Origin of the sequence: Phyllobacterium sp. 628 (assembly GCF_014189505.1) — a bacterium.
GTDB lineage: Bacteria > Pseudomonadota > Alphaproteobacteria > Rhizobiales > Rhizobiaceae > Phyllobacterium.
The window spans coordinates 793,321-807,669 of the sequence record NZ_CP050301.1; the positions used below are offsets into that span (position 1 = coordinate 793,321).

A 14,349-nucleotide genomic window follows, 5' to 3' on the forward strand; every position below is an offset into this window, starting at 1 on the left:
CGCTTTGTGGTGCAGTGGATGAACGGGAAGGGTGGGACGACAGGACTGGATGTCTGTTGTCTCTGGGAGGACTGAGATGCTTGAACTGCGGAATGTTTCGAAGGTGGTGGGTGGCAAGACCCATCTCAGCGATATTTCGCTTGAGCTGCAGCATGCCACGCTGAATGTGCTGCTCGGACCGACATTGTCCGGCAAGACCAGTCTGATGCGCATCATGGCGGGGCTCGATGTCCCTACATCTGGCTCCATCTGGTTCGACGGCAAGGATGTTACCGGCATTCCGGTGCAAAAGCGCTCCGTTGCCATGGTCTACCAGCAGTTCATCAATTATCCGGCTTTCACGGTCTATGAGAACATTGCTTCGCCCATGCGGGTCGCCGGTGTGGACAAGGCGACGATTGACCGGGAAGTGCGCAAGGCTGCCGAGCTTTTGAAGCTGACACCCTATCTCGACCGCACACCGCTTAGCCTGTCCGGCGGTCAGCAGCAGCGCACGGCGCTTGCCCGCGCCATCGTCAAGAATGCCAAGCTGGTGCTGCTCGATGAGCCGCTGGCCAATCTCGATTACAAGCTGCGTGAGGAGTTGCGGCAGGAACTGCCGAAGATTTTCGCCGAAGCCGGGACGATCTTCGTCTATGCCACGACCGAGCCGCATGAGGCTTTGCTGCTGGGCGGCAACAGCGCCACCCTGTCGGAAGGCCGCATCACCCAGTTCGGCCAGACCATCGATGTCTTCCGCAAGCCGGATGATCTGATCACTGCGCAGACCTTTGCCGATCCGCCGCTCAACACCATTGCGTTGGCCAAGATCGGCAAGGCATTCCAGCTGGAAGGCGGCGTGGCCATGCCGGTTCCTGCCAATCTCGGCGACATTGCCGATGGCACCTATACGGTCGGCTTCCAGCCGCATCACGTCGGCACCAGCCGCAAAAATCCGGACGAGATCGCATTGAAGGCCATTGTGACGGCCACTGAGATTACCGGCTCGGAAAGCTTTGTGCATTTGTCCTTCGCCGATGCGCGCTGGACCATGCTCACCCATGGCATTCACGTTTACACACCCGATGAAGTCATCGACATCTTCATCGATCCGCGCAACCTGATGATCTTCGACGCAAGCGGTCAATCCGTTGGCCGTCAGAAGCTCGCGGCATAGGGGAACATCATGGCGCGTATCGATCTCAATCACATTCGTCACGCCTACGGTCCCAATCCGAAGTCGGATAAGGACTATGCCCTGCGTGAGGTGCACCATTCCTGGGAAGATGGCGGCGCCTATGCGCTGCTTGGTCCATCCGGGTGCGGCAAGACCACGCTGCTTAATATCATTTCCGGCCTGATTCATCCCTCGCATGGGCAATTGCTGTTCAGCGGGCAGGATGTCACCAATCTGTCGACGCAGGAACGCAACATCGCGCAGGTGTTCCAGTTCCCGGTGATTTACGACACTATGACCGTTTATGACAATCTGGCTTTTCCGCTGCGCAATCGCGGCGTGCCGGAAGCCGAGATTGACCGCAAGGTGCGCGAGACGCTGGAGATGATCGATCTCGCCAGCTGGTCGGGCAAGAAGGCGCGCGGGCTAACGGCCGACCAGAAACAGAAGATTTCGCTTGGCCGCGGTCTTGTCCGCTCCGACGTCAATGCCATCCTGTTCGATGAGCCGCTGACGGTGATCGATCCGCATATGAAATGGGTGCTGCGCTCGCAGCTAAAGCAGCTGCATCAGCGGTTTGGCTACACCATGGTCTATGTCACGCATGATCAGACCGAAGCCCTGACCTTCGCCCAGAAGGTTGTCGTCATGTATGATGGCGAGATCGTGCAGATCGGCACGCCGGAAGAACTGTTCGAGCGCCCCAAGCATACATTCGTCGGCTATTTCATCGGTTCGCCCGGCATGAATGTCATGCCGGTACAGCTGTCAGGCGATATCGCGCAGGTCGGCAGCCACAAGATCAGCCTGCCGGCGCCGGCAACGCCAGCCGGTGCCAAAAAGCTCGAGCTTGGTATCCGCCCGGAATATGTGCGGCTCGGCCGCGAGGGCATGCCTGTACAGATCGCCAAGGTCGAAGATATTGGCCGCCACAAGATCGTGCGCACCAGGCTGGAAAATCAGGACATCGCCGTCATCGTCGGCGAGGGCGAAGCCATTCCAGCCGATCCGCATATTGCCTTCGATCCGAAGGGCATCAACATTTACGCCGATTCCTGGCGCGTCGGGGGAACTGACCCATGGAAAAGACTTGGAACAACAAAGCCTGGTTCATGGTTCTGCCCGTCCTGCTGCTGGTGGCTTTCTCCGCTGTCATCCCACTGATGACCGTGGTCAATTATTCGGTGCAGGATACGTTCGGCAACAATCAGTTCTTCTGGGCCGGCACGGAGTGGTTCACGGAAATCCTGCAGTCGGAGCGCTTTCATTCGGCGCTGATCCGCAATCTCGTCTTCTCGCTCATTATTCTCGCCATTGAAGTGCCGCTTGGCATCATCATTGCGCTCAATATGCCGCGCAAGGGCCTCGGCGTTCCGGTTTGCCTCGTGTTGATGGCACTGCCGCTGCTCATTCCGTGGAATGTGGTCGGCACCATCTGGCAGGTATTCGGCCGCGTTGATATCGGCCTGCTTGGCCACACACTGGAAAGCCTCGGCATCAATTATAATTATGTGCAGAACCCGATGCATGCCTGGTTCACGGTCATCCTTATGGATGTCTGGCATTGGACCAGCCTTGTCGTGCTGCTGTGCTATGCCGGTCTCGTTTCCATTCCGGACGCCTTCTATCAGGCTGCAAAAATCGACGGCGCATCGCGCTGGGCGGTGTTCCGCTATATCCAGCTGCCAAAGATGAACCGCGTGCTGCTGATTGCTGTGCTGCTGCGTTTCATGGACAGCTTCATGATCTACACCGAGCCTTTCGTCGTCACCGGCGGCGGGCCAGGCAATTCAACCACCTTCCTGTCGATTGATCTGGTGAAGGTGGCTATCGGTCAGTTCGATCTTGGTCCGGCTGCGGCCATGTCCATCGTCTACTTCCTGATCATCCTTCTCCTGTCATGGGTCTTCTATACGGTCATGACCAACTACGATGCGGAGCGCTGAGATGACCGCCGACAACACGACGCTCCCGCGCACTGCAACTGCAGGCAACCCTGAGCAGGCAAAGATCGACAAGGCATTGGCACGCCGCATGCGCAAGCGCGGCGATGAATCAAAGTTCTGGTGGCTGATCCCGACGCTTTACATCATCTTCCTGCTGCTGCCGATCTATTGGCTGGTCAATATGAGCTTTAAAACCAACCAGGAAATCCTCAACAGCTTCACCCTGTGGCCGCAGAATCCGACGCTGGCCAATTACACCATCATCTTCACCGATCCGGCATGGCATAACGGCTATATCAATTCCATCATCTATGTCGTGATGAACATGGTGATCTCCGTGACGGTGGCGCTGCCGGCGGCCTATGCCTTCTCGCGCTATCGCTTCCTTGGCGACAAGCACCTGTTCTTCTGGCTTTTGACCAATCGCATGGCGCCGCCCGCCGTGTTCGCCCTGCCATTCTTCCAGCTCTATTCCGCCTTCGGCCTGATCGACACGCACATCGCCGTTGCGCTGGCGCACTGCCTGTTCAACGTGCCTTTGGCCGTGTGGATCCTCGAAGGTTTCATGTCCGGCGTGCCGAAAGAGATCGACGAAACCGCCTATATCGATGGTTATTCGTTCCCGCGCTTCTTCGTGAAAATCTTCATTCCGATGATCGCCAGTGGCATCGGCGTGGCGGCATTCTTCTGCTTCATGTTCTCGTGGGTGGAACTGCTGATCGCCCGCACGCTGACGACGACCGACGCCAAGCCGATCGCTGCAACCATGACGCGCACGGTCTCGGCCTCGGGCATGGATTGGGGCCTGCTCGCCGCTGCCGGTGTGCTGACACTGATCCCCGGCGCCATCGTCATCTACTTCGTGCGCAACTACATTGCCAAGGGCTTTGCCCTGGGGAGGGTGTGATGAACGTAAATCTGGTCTGGACAATCTATACGGTATCGGTGGCGTTGATGCTCAGCATAACCATGCGGGAATATGTCCTGCGCAAAGCCGTTGCCAAGTGCTTCGCTCAGGAGAGCGTGTAATGGCAGAACTGAAAAGCATTTCACTTGCCGAACTCAGGGCTGCAACCACCCGGCTGCTGGACTCGCTGGAAGAGCGCGGTGTTTCACATATACCGCTGGAGAAAGACGTGTATTGGCGGGTGAATTTCCACGATGTCTTCAACGAAGAAAGACCTGAACCGGTGCAATCCAGTGTTGAAGAGGGCTGGAATGATTTGAAGGCCGAACTGAGCGATCCATCGGGTATTGCGCACTGGCATGCCTTCCACCATCTGGCGGGACTGATGAAGACCGTGGCCTATGCAGACCTGCGCGGTGCACTGACCGCTCCGGCTTCAAGGAGAGTATCATGAACCTTTCATGGATGGCGTGGACGCTGCCGACGGCGGTGTTTTTCCTGACAATCCTCGCTTTGCTGGTCGGCATGGCCGTTTGGGAATATGTCTCGCCCGGCGGCAATCCGCGTGTTGGCATCCTGCGTTTTGAAACCACGCGCGGCGACCGGCTGTTCGTGTCGCTACTCGGCAGTGCTTTCATTCATCTCGCCTGGTTGGGGCTTGTTGGTGCCAATCTGTGGTGGGCTTTGGCTCTCTCCGTGGTCTACGCCATTGGCGTATTCCGCTTCGTTTAGGAATGATATGGCGCCGGAACCTCGAAAGGGTTCGGGGGAAAACGCCATGTTGAAACAGGGCTTCCGGCAAAACCGGGGCTTTAACAGTCGCAACTCTGGGAGGACTTCAATGCGAACGCGAATATTGACGACAACAACAGCACTGGCGCTGTTGCTCGGCGCAGGCTCCGCCTATGCCGGAATGGATGAGGCCAAGAAATTCCTCGACAAGGAAATTGGCGACGTTTCCACGCTTGACCGTGCCGGTCAGGAAAAGGAAATGCAGTGGTTCATCGATGCTGCCAAGCCTTTCACCAATCTCGAAATCAAGGTTGTTTCGGAATCGCTGACCACGCACAGCTACGAATCGCAGGTGCTTGCACCGGCATTCACCGCCATCACCGGCATCAAGGTAACGCATGACGTTATCCAGGAAGGTGACGTTGTCGAAAAAATCCAGACACAGATGCAGACCGGCCAGAACCTCTATGACGGCTGGGTCAATGACAGCGATCTGATCGGCACCCATTGGCGCTACCAGCAGGTGCGCAATCTGACTGATTGGATGGCGGGCGAAGGCAAGGATGTCACCAATCCGGGTCTTGATCTGGATGATTTCATCGGCACCAAGTTTACCACTGCCCCGGACAAGAAGCTCTATCAGTTGCCCGACCAGCAGTTCGCCAACCTCTACTGGTTCCGTTATGACTGGTTCAACGATGCCAAGAACAAGGCTGACTTCAAGGCGAAGTACGGCTACGAACTCGGCGTTCCGGTCAACTGGTCGGCCTATGAAGATATCGCTGAATTCTTCACCGGCCGCGATGTCGGCGGCAAGAAGGTCTACGGCCATATGGATTATGGCAAGAAAGATCCGTCGCTCGGCTGGCGCTTCACCGATGCCTGGCTTTCCATGGCCGGCAATGGCGACAAGGGCCTGCCAAACGGCTTGCCGGTTGACGAATGGGGTATCAAGGTCAACGAGAAGTCACAGCCAGTCGGTTCCTGCGTTGCCCGTGGCGGCGATACCAACGGTCCGGCTGCTGTCTACTCGATCCAGAAATATCTAGACTGGTTGAAGGCCTATGCGCCGCCGGAAGCCCAGGGCATGACCTTCTCCGAATCCGGTCCGGTACCGGCACAGGGCAACGTCGCGCAGCAGATCTTCTGGTACACTGCCTTCACCGCCGACATGGTCAAGCCGGGTCTTCCTGTCATGAACGACGATGGCACGCCGAAATGGCGCATGGCACCGTCCCCGCATGGCGTCTACTGGAAAGACGGCATGAAGCTTGGCTATCAGGACGTGGGTTCCTGGACGCTGATGAAGTCGACACCGACCGACCGTGCCAAAGCCGCCTGGCTCTACGCACAGTTCGTCACCTCGAAGACGGTTGACGTGAAGAAGAGCCAGCTTGGCCTGACCTTCATCCGTGAATCGACCATCCAGGACAAGAGCTTTACCAAGCGCGCACCGCAGCTCGGTGGTCTGATCGAGTTCTACCGCTCGCCAGCCCGCGTTCAGTGGTCGCCAACCGGTACCAACGTTCCTGATTATCCGAAGCTGGCACAGCTTTGGTGGCAGGCTGTTGGCGATGCCTCTTCCGGTGCCAAGACGGCACAGGCAGCCATGGATTCTCTCTGCGCCGAGCAGGAAAAAGTCATGGGCCGCATCGAAAAGTCGGGAGTACAGGGCGATATCGGTCCGAAACTGGCCGAAGAGCATGATCTGGCTTATTGGAACGCCGATGCCGTCAAGAAGGGCAATCTGGCGCCACAGCTGAAGATCGAAAAGGAAAAGGAAAAGCCCCAGACCATCAATTATGATGAGCTGGTCAAGAGCTGGAACAAGTAAGTTCTGCTCACTCTTTCCAACGGGGACGGCGCTGCAAAGCGCCGTCCCTTTTGTTTGCGCCAACGGTTTTACCCAATTTATGACCTTGATTGTGTTTCAGGTCGCACGTCCCGCCGCTTTGCCGCAGAAAATTCTCCCATGATCTTCAACCCATGCCGGAGACAGCAATGCGCAGATACATCATCCCTATTCTCTTTTTCGTCAGCTTGACCGCTTCGATCGCGCAGGCGGCAGATGCGATTGGCTTTCGCGAAATCACGCTGCCTGATCCCGGCGGTACAAGACCGCTGCATGCAGTAATCTGGTATCCAGCGGCCGATGACAGTCCGCAAACCATTGTTGGTGACAATCCGGCAATTACCGGTCTGTCCGTCATCAAAGACGCCCGTACCCTGCCGGGTCCCCATCCGCTGGTGGTGATGTCCCATGGCTATGGCGGTACGTGGCGCAATCTGAACTGGCTCGCGGGGGAACTCGTGCGTCGGGGTTATGTCGTGGCTGCACCGGATCATCCGGGAACCACCACTTTCGACAGGCGTCCCTCCGAAGCGGCGCGGCTGTGGGAGCGTCCGCATGATCTGAGCCGTGTGATCGACGCGTTGATTGCTGACCCCGCCCTGACCGGCGGTGTGCAGGCTGGCCGCATTGCCGCCATCGGCCATTCCCTCGGTGGGTGGACGGTTGCCGGTATCGCCGGAGGACGCTTCAGTTCAGAGCAAATGGCTCGGGAATGTCAGGCAAATCCTGGCCTGCGTGCCTGCGCCCTGACTGCGGAATTCGGCATTGATCAGGCGGCGACAAAGGGGCAACTGGAGGGCAGTCTTGCCGATGCCCGCGTTGGTGCAGTGATCTCGCTTGATCTTGGCCTTGCGCGCGGTTTTACACCGGAAAGTTTGGGCACGGTCAAAGTGCCCGTTCTCACCATCGCGGCGGGCACGGATATTGGCGGTCTGCCTGCCAAGCTGGAATCCGGCTATCTCGCGCAGCATCTGCCCGCCACCACCTCCCGCTATATCGAGATTGCCGACGCCACGCATTTCAGTTTCATGGGAATATGCAAGCCGGGTGCCGCTGTCATGATCGAAGAGGAAACCCCAGGGGATGGCATTGTTTGCAGGGACGGCGGCACGCGTGACCGCGAGGCCATCCACGAGCAGGTCGCTGGTCTGGTCATCGATTTTCTGGCGAAAGCCCTGCCGGTTGGGGAATAATTCCCGACGTTCCGGATGGCGTCGCAGGGCGCCATTCTTTTTTGTTTTCGGGTAAGCATTTCTGGCGTAGTCATCAACCTATTGTCGCTTCTGCCAGAAGGAAAACCGGCTTGCCACTCCACAGAATATTGCTCTACGTGCAGGATGTTGAGAAAACTGTCGGCTTCTATGCAAAGTATTTCGGCTATGTGCCGCACCGCGAAGATGGTGACAGGATTGTTGAACTCGTAAGCTCCGATGGCGGAGCCAATCTGATGGTCCACAAAGCCGGCAAAGCCCAGAAGGCCGGGCAGTCTCTGGTGAAGCTAGTTTTCGATATTGAGGACGTTGAGGCCTTTTGTACCAGCTGCGCCGGGGAAGGGCTGCACTTTGGCCCTTTGCACAAAGCTGACGGCTATGTCTTTGCCAATGCGAAAGACCCTTGCAACAACCCGATTTCTGTTTCGGGCCGGGCCTTCCGCAAAACGCCGTGAGGCGAAGCCTGTAGTTTGCAGCGGCGGCGGCACCCGGGATCGTCAGATGATCCACCAGCAGATTGCCGTTCTAATCCAACAGTTCAGACGTTGGAATGGAGAGTGCCGGGTTGGCGGCATACAGCTCTATCAGGCTTCTTGCTGCACCCTCATGCCCCTGTTTGGCTGCCTTGCGATACCATTTGGCCGCTTCGGCCAGATCGAGCGGCACGCCTTGATCCCCCGCCACATATAAATGTCCAAGGATTGCTTGCGCCTTTGTATGGCCAAGCTGGGCGGCTTTGCGAACCCATTCGGCGCCCTTAATCTTATCGCGCGGAACGCCTTCTCCACGCGCAGTCATCAATCCGAGATTGTAGTGTGCCGTCGCAAGATCCTGTGCCGCCGCTTTGCGGAACCATTGGGCCGCTTCAGCAGAATCCTGTTCCACCCCTTCGCCGCGCGCATGGAGAACACCGAAATTGTTCTGTGCTGCGGGATCGCCATCCATAGCCTTCAGCGACCAGAGTTTCAGTGCTGCGGAAAAATCACCGTCATCATAATGCACGCGCGCATCATCAATGTCCGTTTGGTCGTCCGATGAAAACAACAGCCAGTCCATCAACCCGCTCCATAGGTTGTGCGCAACACGCGGCAAATGATCTGCCATCAGAGCGCATAAGCGCGTGCGGGTCCACTATGCCGAGCAAGTTTTGTTGGGTGCCAGATTTGGGTTGTCGTTTACTCTGCTGCTGGTGCCGACTCAAAGCGTTGATGCACATCAGCCTGCTGCCCGGTCTTGCCGATCAAACTCATGTCGAACGGCGTTGTCTGGTACATTTCGTTGATCCAGTTCGACAGCAGCAGATGCGCGTGCGAGCGCCAGCGGTTCTGCGGCGCCTGTGTTGTATCATCGCTCGGGAAATAGTTGAACGGCAGCTTGATCGGCACGTCAGCCTTGATATCGCGGAAATATTCATCCGCCAGCGAGGTTGAATCATATTCGAGATGATCAAGCACATAGAGCCGGTGATATCTTGGGTCTTCGGCAATACAGACGCCTTTTTCGTCAGAATGCGCCAGCAATGTCAGTTCCGGACATGCTGCAACATCCGCCGCCTGTACCTGCGCCCAGCGCGAGACAGGGATGGCAAAATCATCGGAAAAGCCATTGAGATAAGGCGATGACGGTTTGAGGATTTTCTGACCGTAAACGCCAAAAGCCTTTTCTGTCAACTGATGTTTCGGCACACCATGGAAATGGTACAGCGCCGCCATGGCGCCCCAGCACACATTCATGGTCGAATGGACGTTGGTCTGCGTCCATTCCAGAATATCCTGCATTTCCTGCCAGTAGCTGACATCCTCGAACGGGATCGTTTCAACAGGGGTGCCGGTGATGATGAAACCGTCGAACTTGCGGTGCTTTGCCGTTTCCCATGTCTCGTAAAAAGCATAGAGATGATCTTCCGGCGTATTCTTCGGCTTGTGGTTGCCGATACGCACGAGCGAAAGCTCGATCTGCAGCGGCGAAGCGCCGAGAAGGCGCGCCATCTGCAGCTCGGTCTTGATTTTGTTGGGCATGAGATTGAGCAGCCCGATCTGGAGCGGGCGAATATCCTGACGGATAGCTGCTGTCTCCGTCATCACACGCACACCCTCGTTCACAAGGGCGTCGAATGCGGGCAGTGTATCGGGTATCTTGATAGGCATCGCGGTCATCCAAAAAAAGACAATAGATCGCTTCTGGTCCGCACGCGGCCATTTAGCGAGTTTTTTAACGTGGCTGCAAGCCGGCCGGCCAAATCACCACAAGTGCATTCATATAAGATGCCGGCAAAAAATACCAGAGGTTTCGAGTCCTGCCGGTTTGCCGCAGATTACGCAAAGTATTGCGGCAGAATCCCTTATGACATTCTTATCGGGAAAAGCCGTAAACCAGCACGCTTTTGCTGCTGTCAAAAACGACGGCAAATCCGTCACTGTAGGGGCTGGAGAGATAGGGCTCTGCCGACAATGCCTTGCCGGTGAAGTCATATCCTGTATTGGTCTTGAACCCTGATATGCCGGCCTCATCGGCCAGCCATTGCGGCAGCTTGTCCAATTGGGCTGCGGTCGGCTTTTCACCATTGGCTAATCTGGCCGAGACGGCTGCAAAGTCGTTCTCCGAATAGATAAGAACGGCAAACAGGCTGGAATCCGATGGTCCGAAAATCTCATCTTTTCCCTTCTCGATGACCGACCATTTGACAGCTATCGGCTTCGGGTCGAGCTGAATGAACTTTGCCAGGATTGCGGCATCATTGCTTACGTCTATCGCCATCTCGGCCTCGCTGTTGGAGCACGCCGCGGAGAACAGGAAAACGGGCGTGAGAAAAAGGGAAAGAATGACAGTGCGGCGGAGCGTCATAAAACGTTCCTGACACGTCGATTGTCCGATGGCTGGCGCTGACGCAGCCACGGCACCATGGAAACACTGAATGCCGCCGGGGGCTTCCCTGTCCAAGTGGCATGGCGCGTCAATGTCGAGTAATTCATGTACTGCTTGGCAAGTCCGGTGATTTCGAAGACACCATTGGCATCGTCGGGTATGCCGGTGGCAATATCCTTGGCGCCTGGATTGAAATTGTACCGGTCTTCGGCATGGATGGTAAAGGTCACCTCAAAGTCCGCAGCATTTTTTGTCGCGTTCCACTTAGCCACGACATCGCCGCTGATCCATATCTGGTGAGCGCCAATGGCTTTCTGCCAGTTCTCGGTTTTCGGATAGGGGAAATAACCATTCGTACCGCCGCAGGCGATGGCGCTGCCGGTAAAACTGAAAGAGCCGTCAATACCGGGATAATTCAGCGTGTGAACGTCATAGGCTGCATTCATCGCTTCCAGAATGGCCGATTGCAGTGTCACCTGCCCTGAAGGATCATTAGCGGCATAGCGCTCGTAGCTGAACTGGCGGTCCGTGCCGCTGCCATCGAGAAAATGCCGATACGCCGCCAAGGCATCGGGAAGCGCGTTATGCGGTACCAGCGGCACACCCTGTATCGCTTCACCTGCTTCCAGCTTGGCGCGCCACTGCGCATATTGCATGCGGTCGCTTGTGGTGGGTGCGCGCCGGGCAAACTTGTCGAGAAATCCATTGTCATGCGTGATGTGAGGACGGCTTGCCGCTCCTCGCCGATAAACAGCATATGTCATGAGTTCCCCCGAATACCCCGCATGAAGGAATCCATTTACACAGAACGGATGACAGGAACAAGTCAAACCGGGTATCACGTGTTTACGCGTTTTCGGCCCGCATCTTTTTGGCCTGATGCGGATGCTTTGCCTCAATCATGCGTTTCTCCGGCCAGCGTTGTCGCCAGCATCGAGGGGCGCTCGCAAAACGCGTTGTACCATGCGGAAAGTTTTGGCCGTCCCACTTCAAATGCATAGACATTGCGAAACGCGATCCAGCTTAGCGTGGTGCCAAGAGCGATTTTGCCGATATCGAGCGGTCCGCCGAAATCGACGGACATCTCGACAAAATCGCATGCAGCTTCGATCTTCTGCAATTGTGCGTCGCGCATTACGGACCAGCGCAACTCTTCCGGCCGCCGCTCGGTTTCCCATCTCACTACGATGCCGGAATCGGCCATACCCTGCGCGATTGTCTGCAGCCGCAGCGCATTCCATCGCGCCTCGCCATTGGCGGGAATGAGCTTTTCCCGCTCGTGCAGGCCGTCAATATAGTCGCAGATGACAGTGGAATCAAAAATCGCCGTGCCGTCGCTGGTAATCAGCACCGGTACCTTGCCAAGCGGATTCAGCGCGTAGACATCCTCATTGCGGCGGGTTGGGCTGGTCTCGTGATGGATGACCTCGACCTCACCAGCGAGACCGCTTTCATGAATGGCGACCAGCACTTTGCGAGCATAGGGCGAGTGTGTCTGATAGAGGAGCTTCATTGGGGGAATCCTGAATGGCGGGGCGGGACGTCGCAGACAATCGCGCAGGTGTGTCGCACGATCAAGTGTGGGAGCATGATCTCGACTCCATAGCTGACAGTGAATTTATTTCTCAGGCCATTCGTCATCCGGCCAGTCTCTGGCGGTGTGGATGACACGCAGGATCGTTATCACTTCGCGGCTGTGTACAGATTGGATGGCATAAGCGATGATATAGGGCAGGCGTCCAACGGTTTTTTCGTAGGTACCCGTTACACGGCCGGGACGTCCGGTTGCCATCTTGCCCAGCGCGATACCTGTATCTCGGATATGATCCGCAACCAGACGGGCAGCGCGCGGATTATCAACTCCGATATAGGCAATCTGTTGCTTGAGATCATCCAGAGCTTCACGAAACCACCGGACCTGCCGGGTCACGCTTCGTTCTGTGCTTTGTGGAGGTCGGCGTAAATTTCAGCCATTGCATCATCGTGCGAAACGAAGTCCTCGGCATTGGTTGCTGCGAGGCCGCGCCGGATGCCTTCAACAATTTCCAGTTCCCGTTCGACATAGGCCGTAACCGCTTCGGCTGCGAGAAAAGATCTGCTGCGCCTTGTGTCATGCGCCAATCGTCCGAGCTTCTCTTTCATCTCGGAACTGATACGTATGGTCATCGTAGTGTCAGTCATATCAACATCCATGTTCGAATGTGTACAAGTTAACACAATCCAAAAAATCTGCCAATCAACTCCTGCTTGTGTGCTTATACGCCATACACCTGCAGCAGGCTTTTCATCCGGCCGAGCGCCAGCTCCGGTTTATCCAGCACATTGGCTTGATCGGCCAGCCGGAAAATATCCGCATAGTGCACAATGCCGCGCGCTGACTGCATGCCGGCTGGCATGGTGAAATGACTTTGATGTCCATTGAGCCAGGCGAGGAACACCACACCCGCCTTGTAGTACTGCGTCGGCGCTTCGAATATCTTGCGGGATAGCGGCACAGTCGGTTCGATTACGTTGCGGAAAGCCTGCGTCTCGCCAGCGGCCAGCAGCGCCAGCGCCTTGGAGGCCGAGGGCGCTACCGCATCTAAAATGCCGAGCAGGGCGTGGCTGTATTTTTTACCTTCGCCTTCGATCAGTTCAGCATAGTTGAAATCATCGCCGGTAAAACACAGCACACCCTCGGGCAGGTGGTTACGCAATTCGATTTCACTGGCATTGTCGAGCAGCGAAATCTTGATGCCCTCAACCTTGTCGCGATTGTCATCAATAATGCTGAGCACGGTTTCCAGCGCGCCGTCAAAGCTGAATGAGCCCCAGTACCCCGCAAGCTGCGGATCGAACATATCGCCAAGCCAGTGCAGCACGACCTTGTTTTGGCTCTGGCGCAATATCTCACCATAGACGCGGCGATAATCCTCAGGAGATTTTGCCACCTTGGCCAGCGCCCGGCTTGCCATCATCACAGCCCGTCCGCCGTGAGCCTCGACAAAGCCGATCTGCGTTTCGTAGGCAGCAATGACGTCCTGCAGTGTGCGGGCGTTTTCCGGCGCCAGTTGATCGGTACCGGCACCACAGGCAAGATCCGCACCGGGGACAGTGCGCGCTTCGGCGAGCGAGCGGCGGATCAATTCCTGCGCCCCGGCCCAGTCCAGACCCATACCCCGTTGTGCGGTATCCATCGCTTCGGCGATCTTGAAACCATGCGCCCAGAGATGATGGCGGAAGGCCATGGTTGCGTCCCAGTCAATCGCCGGAGAATTCCACGGCGCGGTGTCACGCAACGGGTCGGACACCACGTGGGCGGCGGCATAGGCGATGCGGTTGAAGACGGGCGGTGAGGCGGGGCGGGCGATAGGTTCGCCGCAAAGACGATAGGCTGAAAGGGTGCCGTTCGCATGCGGCAGATTCAGGGTAAGGGTCATCAGATCGCTCCCGGTCGTGTGGCGAGCGTTGTAATTTGGAACGTTCCAAAAAACAAGAGACAAAAATTATGCAGGCGAAGACGGCCAAGTGTTGCGAAAACCCGCGAAACGCCGGATCGAGGGTGGAGTGACAGTCGACAAATCAGAAAATCCCGCCTCAATTGTGGCGAAAATGTGTATTTGACTGCATTGATGACTCTGGCCTCAACCGCTTCGGCGGACTTACATCTTCCTGCTTGACAAATTTGGAACGTTCCAATT

General features: G+C 56.6%; 17 protein-coding genes, 1 pseudogene and 1 riboswitch. Of the genes and pseudogenes, 10 read left to right on the plus strand and 8 right to left on the minus strand.

Annotated elements, in window-relative coordinates; genetic code table 11:
• The first annotated feature begins 76 nt into the window (after positions 1 to 76).
• From HB779_RS05440 to HB779_RS05480, 10 genes and pseudogenes are all read left to right on the plus strand, one after another.
• Positions 77 to 1,156, plus strand: a complete 1,080-nt coding sequence (locus HB779_RS05440; protein WP_188344765.1) for an ABC transporter ATP-binding protein — start codon at positions 77 to 79, stop codon at positions 1,154 to 1,156.
• Positions 1,157 to 1,165: 9 nt separating this feature from the next.
• A pseudogene (locus tag HB779_RS05445) lies at positions 1,166 to 2,218 on the plus strand (ABC transporter ATP-binding protein); the annotation flags it as partial.
• Between the two features lie 17 nt (positions 2,219 to 2,235).
• A complete protein-coding gene (locus HB779_RS05450; protein ID WP_188344766.1) occupies positions 2,236 to 3,102 on the plus strand; it encodes a carbohydrate ABC transporter permease in 867 nt (288 codons plus the stop codon).
• Positions 3,103 to 3,190: 88 nt separating this feature from the next.
• The gene (locus HB779_RS05455) at positions 3,191 to 4,009 is read left to right on the plus strand and encodes a carbohydrate ABC transporter permease (RefSeq protein WP_188345787.1); all 819 of its coding nucleotides are present in this window, start codon (positions 3,191 to 3,193) and stop codon (positions 4,007 to 4,009) included.
• Complete coding sequence (locus HB779_RS25560; RefSeq protein WP_256440629.1) at positions 4,009 to 4,131, plus strand: hypothetical protein; 123 nt, start codon at positions 4,009 to 4,011, stop codon at positions 4,129 to 4,131. Before HB779_RS05455 ends, HB779_RS25560 begins: the two co-directional genes overlap by 1 nt.
• Positions 4,131 to 4,463 carry a hypothetical protein gene (locus HB779_RS05460; protein ID WP_188344767.1) on the plus strand — a complete coding sequence of 111 codons (333 nt, stop codon included), beginning with the start codon at positions 4,131 to 4,133 and terminating at the stop codon, positions 4,461 to 4,463. Before HB779_RS25560 ends, HB779_RS05460 begins: the two co-directional genes overlap by 1 nt.
• A complete protein-coding gene (locus tag HB779_RS05465) occupies positions 4,460 to 4,741 on the plus strand; it encodes a DUF2160 domain-containing protein (protein ID WP_188344768.1) in 282 nt (93 codons plus the stop codon). The genes HB779_RS05460 and HB779_RS05465 overlap by 4 nt, the downstream gene beginning before the upstream one ends.
• Before the next feature lie 109 nt (positions 4,742 to 4,850).
• Positions 4,851 to 6,575, plus strand: a complete 1,725-nt coding sequence (locus tag HB779_RS05470) for an ABC transporter substrate-binding protein (protein WP_188344769.1) — start codon at positions 4,851 to 4,853, stop codon at positions 6,573 to 6,575.
• 167 nt (positions 6,576 to 6,742) lie between these two features.
• Positions 6,743 to 7,786 (plus strand): alpha/beta fold hydrolase, encoded by a 1,044-nt coding sequence (locus tag HB779_RS05475; protein ID WP_210302606.1) that lies wholly within the window; start codon positions 6,743 to 6,745, stop codon positions 7,784 to 7,786.
• Positions 7,787 to 7,896: 110 nt separating this feature from the next.
• On the plus strand, positions 7,897 to 8,259 hold the full coding sequence (locus HB779_RS05480) for a VOC family protein (RefSeq protein ID WP_188344771.1): 363 nt from the start codon (positions 7,897 to 7,899) through the stop codon (positions 8,257 to 8,259).
• A 70-nt stretch (positions 8,260 to 8,329) separates the two neighbouring features.
• On the opposite strand, the gene HB779_RS05485 is transcribed toward HB779_RS05480, so the two are convergent.
• The 8 genes from HB779_RS05485 to HB779_RS05520 all read right to left on the minus strand — a co-directional run bounded on the left by HB779_RS05485 (position 8,330) and on the right by HB779_RS05520 (position 14,088).
• On the minus strand, positions 8,330 to 8,860 hold the full coding sequence (locus HB779_RS05485) for a tetratricopeptide repeat protein (protein WP_188344772.1): 531 nt from the start codon (positions 8,858 to 8,860) through the stop codon (positions 8,330 to 8,332).
• A gap of 119 nt (positions 8,861 to 8,979) precedes the next feature.
• Positions 8,980 to 9,951 carry a homoserine O-succinyltransferase gene (gene metA, locus HB779_RS05490; protein ID WP_188344773.1) on the minus strand — a complete coding sequence of 324 codons (972 nt, stop codon included), beginning with the start codon at positions 9,949 to 9,951 and terminating at the stop codon, positions 8,980 to 8,982.
• Between the two features lie 32 nt (positions 9,952 to 9,983).
• Positions 9,984 to 10,061: riboswitch (SAM riboswitch) on the minus strand.
• A gap of 95 nt (positions 10,062 to 10,156) precedes the next feature.
• Entirely contained in the window at positions 10,157 to 10,648 is a 492-nt protein-coding gene (locus HB779_RS05495; RefSeq protein WP_188344774.1) for a hypothetical protein, read from the minus strand.
• On the minus strand, positions 10,645 to 11,433 hold the full coding sequence (locus HB779_RS05500; protein WP_188344775.1) for a hypothetical protein: 789 nt from the start codon (positions 11,431 to 11,433) through the stop codon (positions 10,645 to 10,647). The genes HB779_RS05495 and HB779_RS05500 overlap by 4 nt, the downstream gene beginning before the upstream one ends.
• Positions 11,434 to 11,564: 131 nt before the next feature.
• Positions 11,565 to 12,182 (minus strand): glutathione S-transferase family protein, encoded by a 618-nt coding sequence (locus HB779_RS05505; protein WP_188344776.1) that lies wholly within the window; start codon positions 12,180 to 12,182, stop codon positions 11,565 to 11,567.
• A gap of 105 nt (positions 12,183 to 12,287) precedes the next feature.
• Positions 12,288 to 12,599 (minus strand): type II toxin-antitoxin system RelE/ParE family toxin, encoded by a 312-nt coding sequence (locus HB779_RS05510; RefSeq protein WP_188344777.1) that lies wholly within the window; start codon positions 12,597 to 12,599, stop codon positions 12,288 to 12,290.
• Complete coding sequence (locus tag HB779_RS05515; RefSeq protein WP_188344778.1) at positions 12,596 to 12,850, minus strand: CopG family ribbon-helix-helix protein; 255 nt, start codon at positions 12,848 to 12,850, stop codon at positions 12,596 to 12,598. The genes HB779_RS05510 and HB779_RS05515 overlap by 4 nt, the downstream gene beginning before the upstream one ends.
• 74 nt (positions 12,851 to 12,924) lie before the next feature.
• On the minus strand, positions 12,925 to 14,088 hold the full coding sequence (locus HB779_RS05520) for a dihydrodipicolinate synthase family protein (RefSeq protein ID WP_188344779.1): 1,164 nt from the start codon (positions 14,086 to 14,088) through the stop codon (positions 12,925 to 12,927).
• Between the last annotated feature and the right edge of the window lie 261 nt (positions 14,089 to 14,349).

Excerpts from the sequence above, each read along its gene's own strand:
- HB779_RS05500 (WP_188344775.1), bottom strand. The coding sequence starts at position 11,433 with ATGACATATGCTGTTTATCGGCGAGGAGCGGCAAGCCGTCCTCACATC.
- HB779_RS05515 (WP_188344778.1), bottom strand. The coding sequence starts at position 12,850 with ATGACTGACACTACGATGACCATACGTATCAGTTCCGAGATGAAAGAG.
- HB779_RS05475 (WP_210302606.1), top strand. The coding sequence starts at position 6,743 with ATGCGCAGATACATCATCCCTATTCTCTTTTTCGTCAGCTTGACCGCT.
- HB779_RS05470 (WP_188344769.1), top strand. The coding sequence starts at position 4,851 with ATGCGAACGCGAATATTGACGACAACAACAGCACTGGCGCTGTTGCTC.
- HB779_RS05450 (WP_188344766.1), top strand. The coding sequence starts at position 2,236 with ATGGAAAAGACTTGGAACAACAAAGCCTGGTTCATGGTTCTGCCCGTC.
- HB779_RS05465 (WP_188344768.1), top strand. The coding sequence starts at position 4,460 with ATGAACCTTTCATGGATGGCGTGGACGCTGCCGACGGCGGTGTTTTTC.
- HB779_RS05460 (WP_188344767.1), top strand. The coding sequence starts at position 4,131 with ATGGCAGAACTGAAAAGCATTTCACTTGCCGAACTCAGGGCTGCAACC.
- HB779_RS05520 (WP_188344779.1), bottom strand. The coding sequence starts at position 14,088 with ATGACCCTTACCCTGAATCTGCCGCATGCGAACGGCACCCTTTCAGCC.
- HB779_RS05455 (WP_188345787.1), top strand. The coding sequence starts at position 3,191 with ATGCGCAAGCGCGGCGATGAATCAAAGTTCTGGTGGCTGATCCCGACG.
- HB779_RS05440 (WP_188344765.1), top strand. The coding sequence starts at position 77 with ATGCTTGAACTGCGGAATGTTTCGAAGGTGGTGGGTGGCAAGACCCAT.
- HB779_RS05485 (WP_188344772.1), bottom strand. The coding sequence starts at position 8,860 with ATGGACTGGCTGTTGTTTTCATCGGACGACCAAACGGACATTGATGAT.
- HB779_RS05505 (WP_188344776.1), bottom strand. The coding sequence starts at position 12,182 with ATGAAGCTCCTCTATCAGACACACTCGCCCTATGCTCGCAAAGTGCTG.
- HB779_RS25560 (WP_256440629.1), top strand. The coding sequence starts at position 4,009 with ATGAACGTAAATCTGGTCTGGACAATCTATACGGTATCGGTGGCGTTG.
- HB779_RS05495 (WP_188344774.1), bottom strand. The coding sequence starts at position 10,648 with ATGACGCTCCGCCGCACTGTCATTCTTTCCCTTTTTCTCACGCCCGTT.
- metA (WP_188344773.1), bottom strand. The coding sequence starts at position 9,951 with ATGCCTATCAAGATACCCGATACACTGCCCGCATTCGACGCCCTTGTG.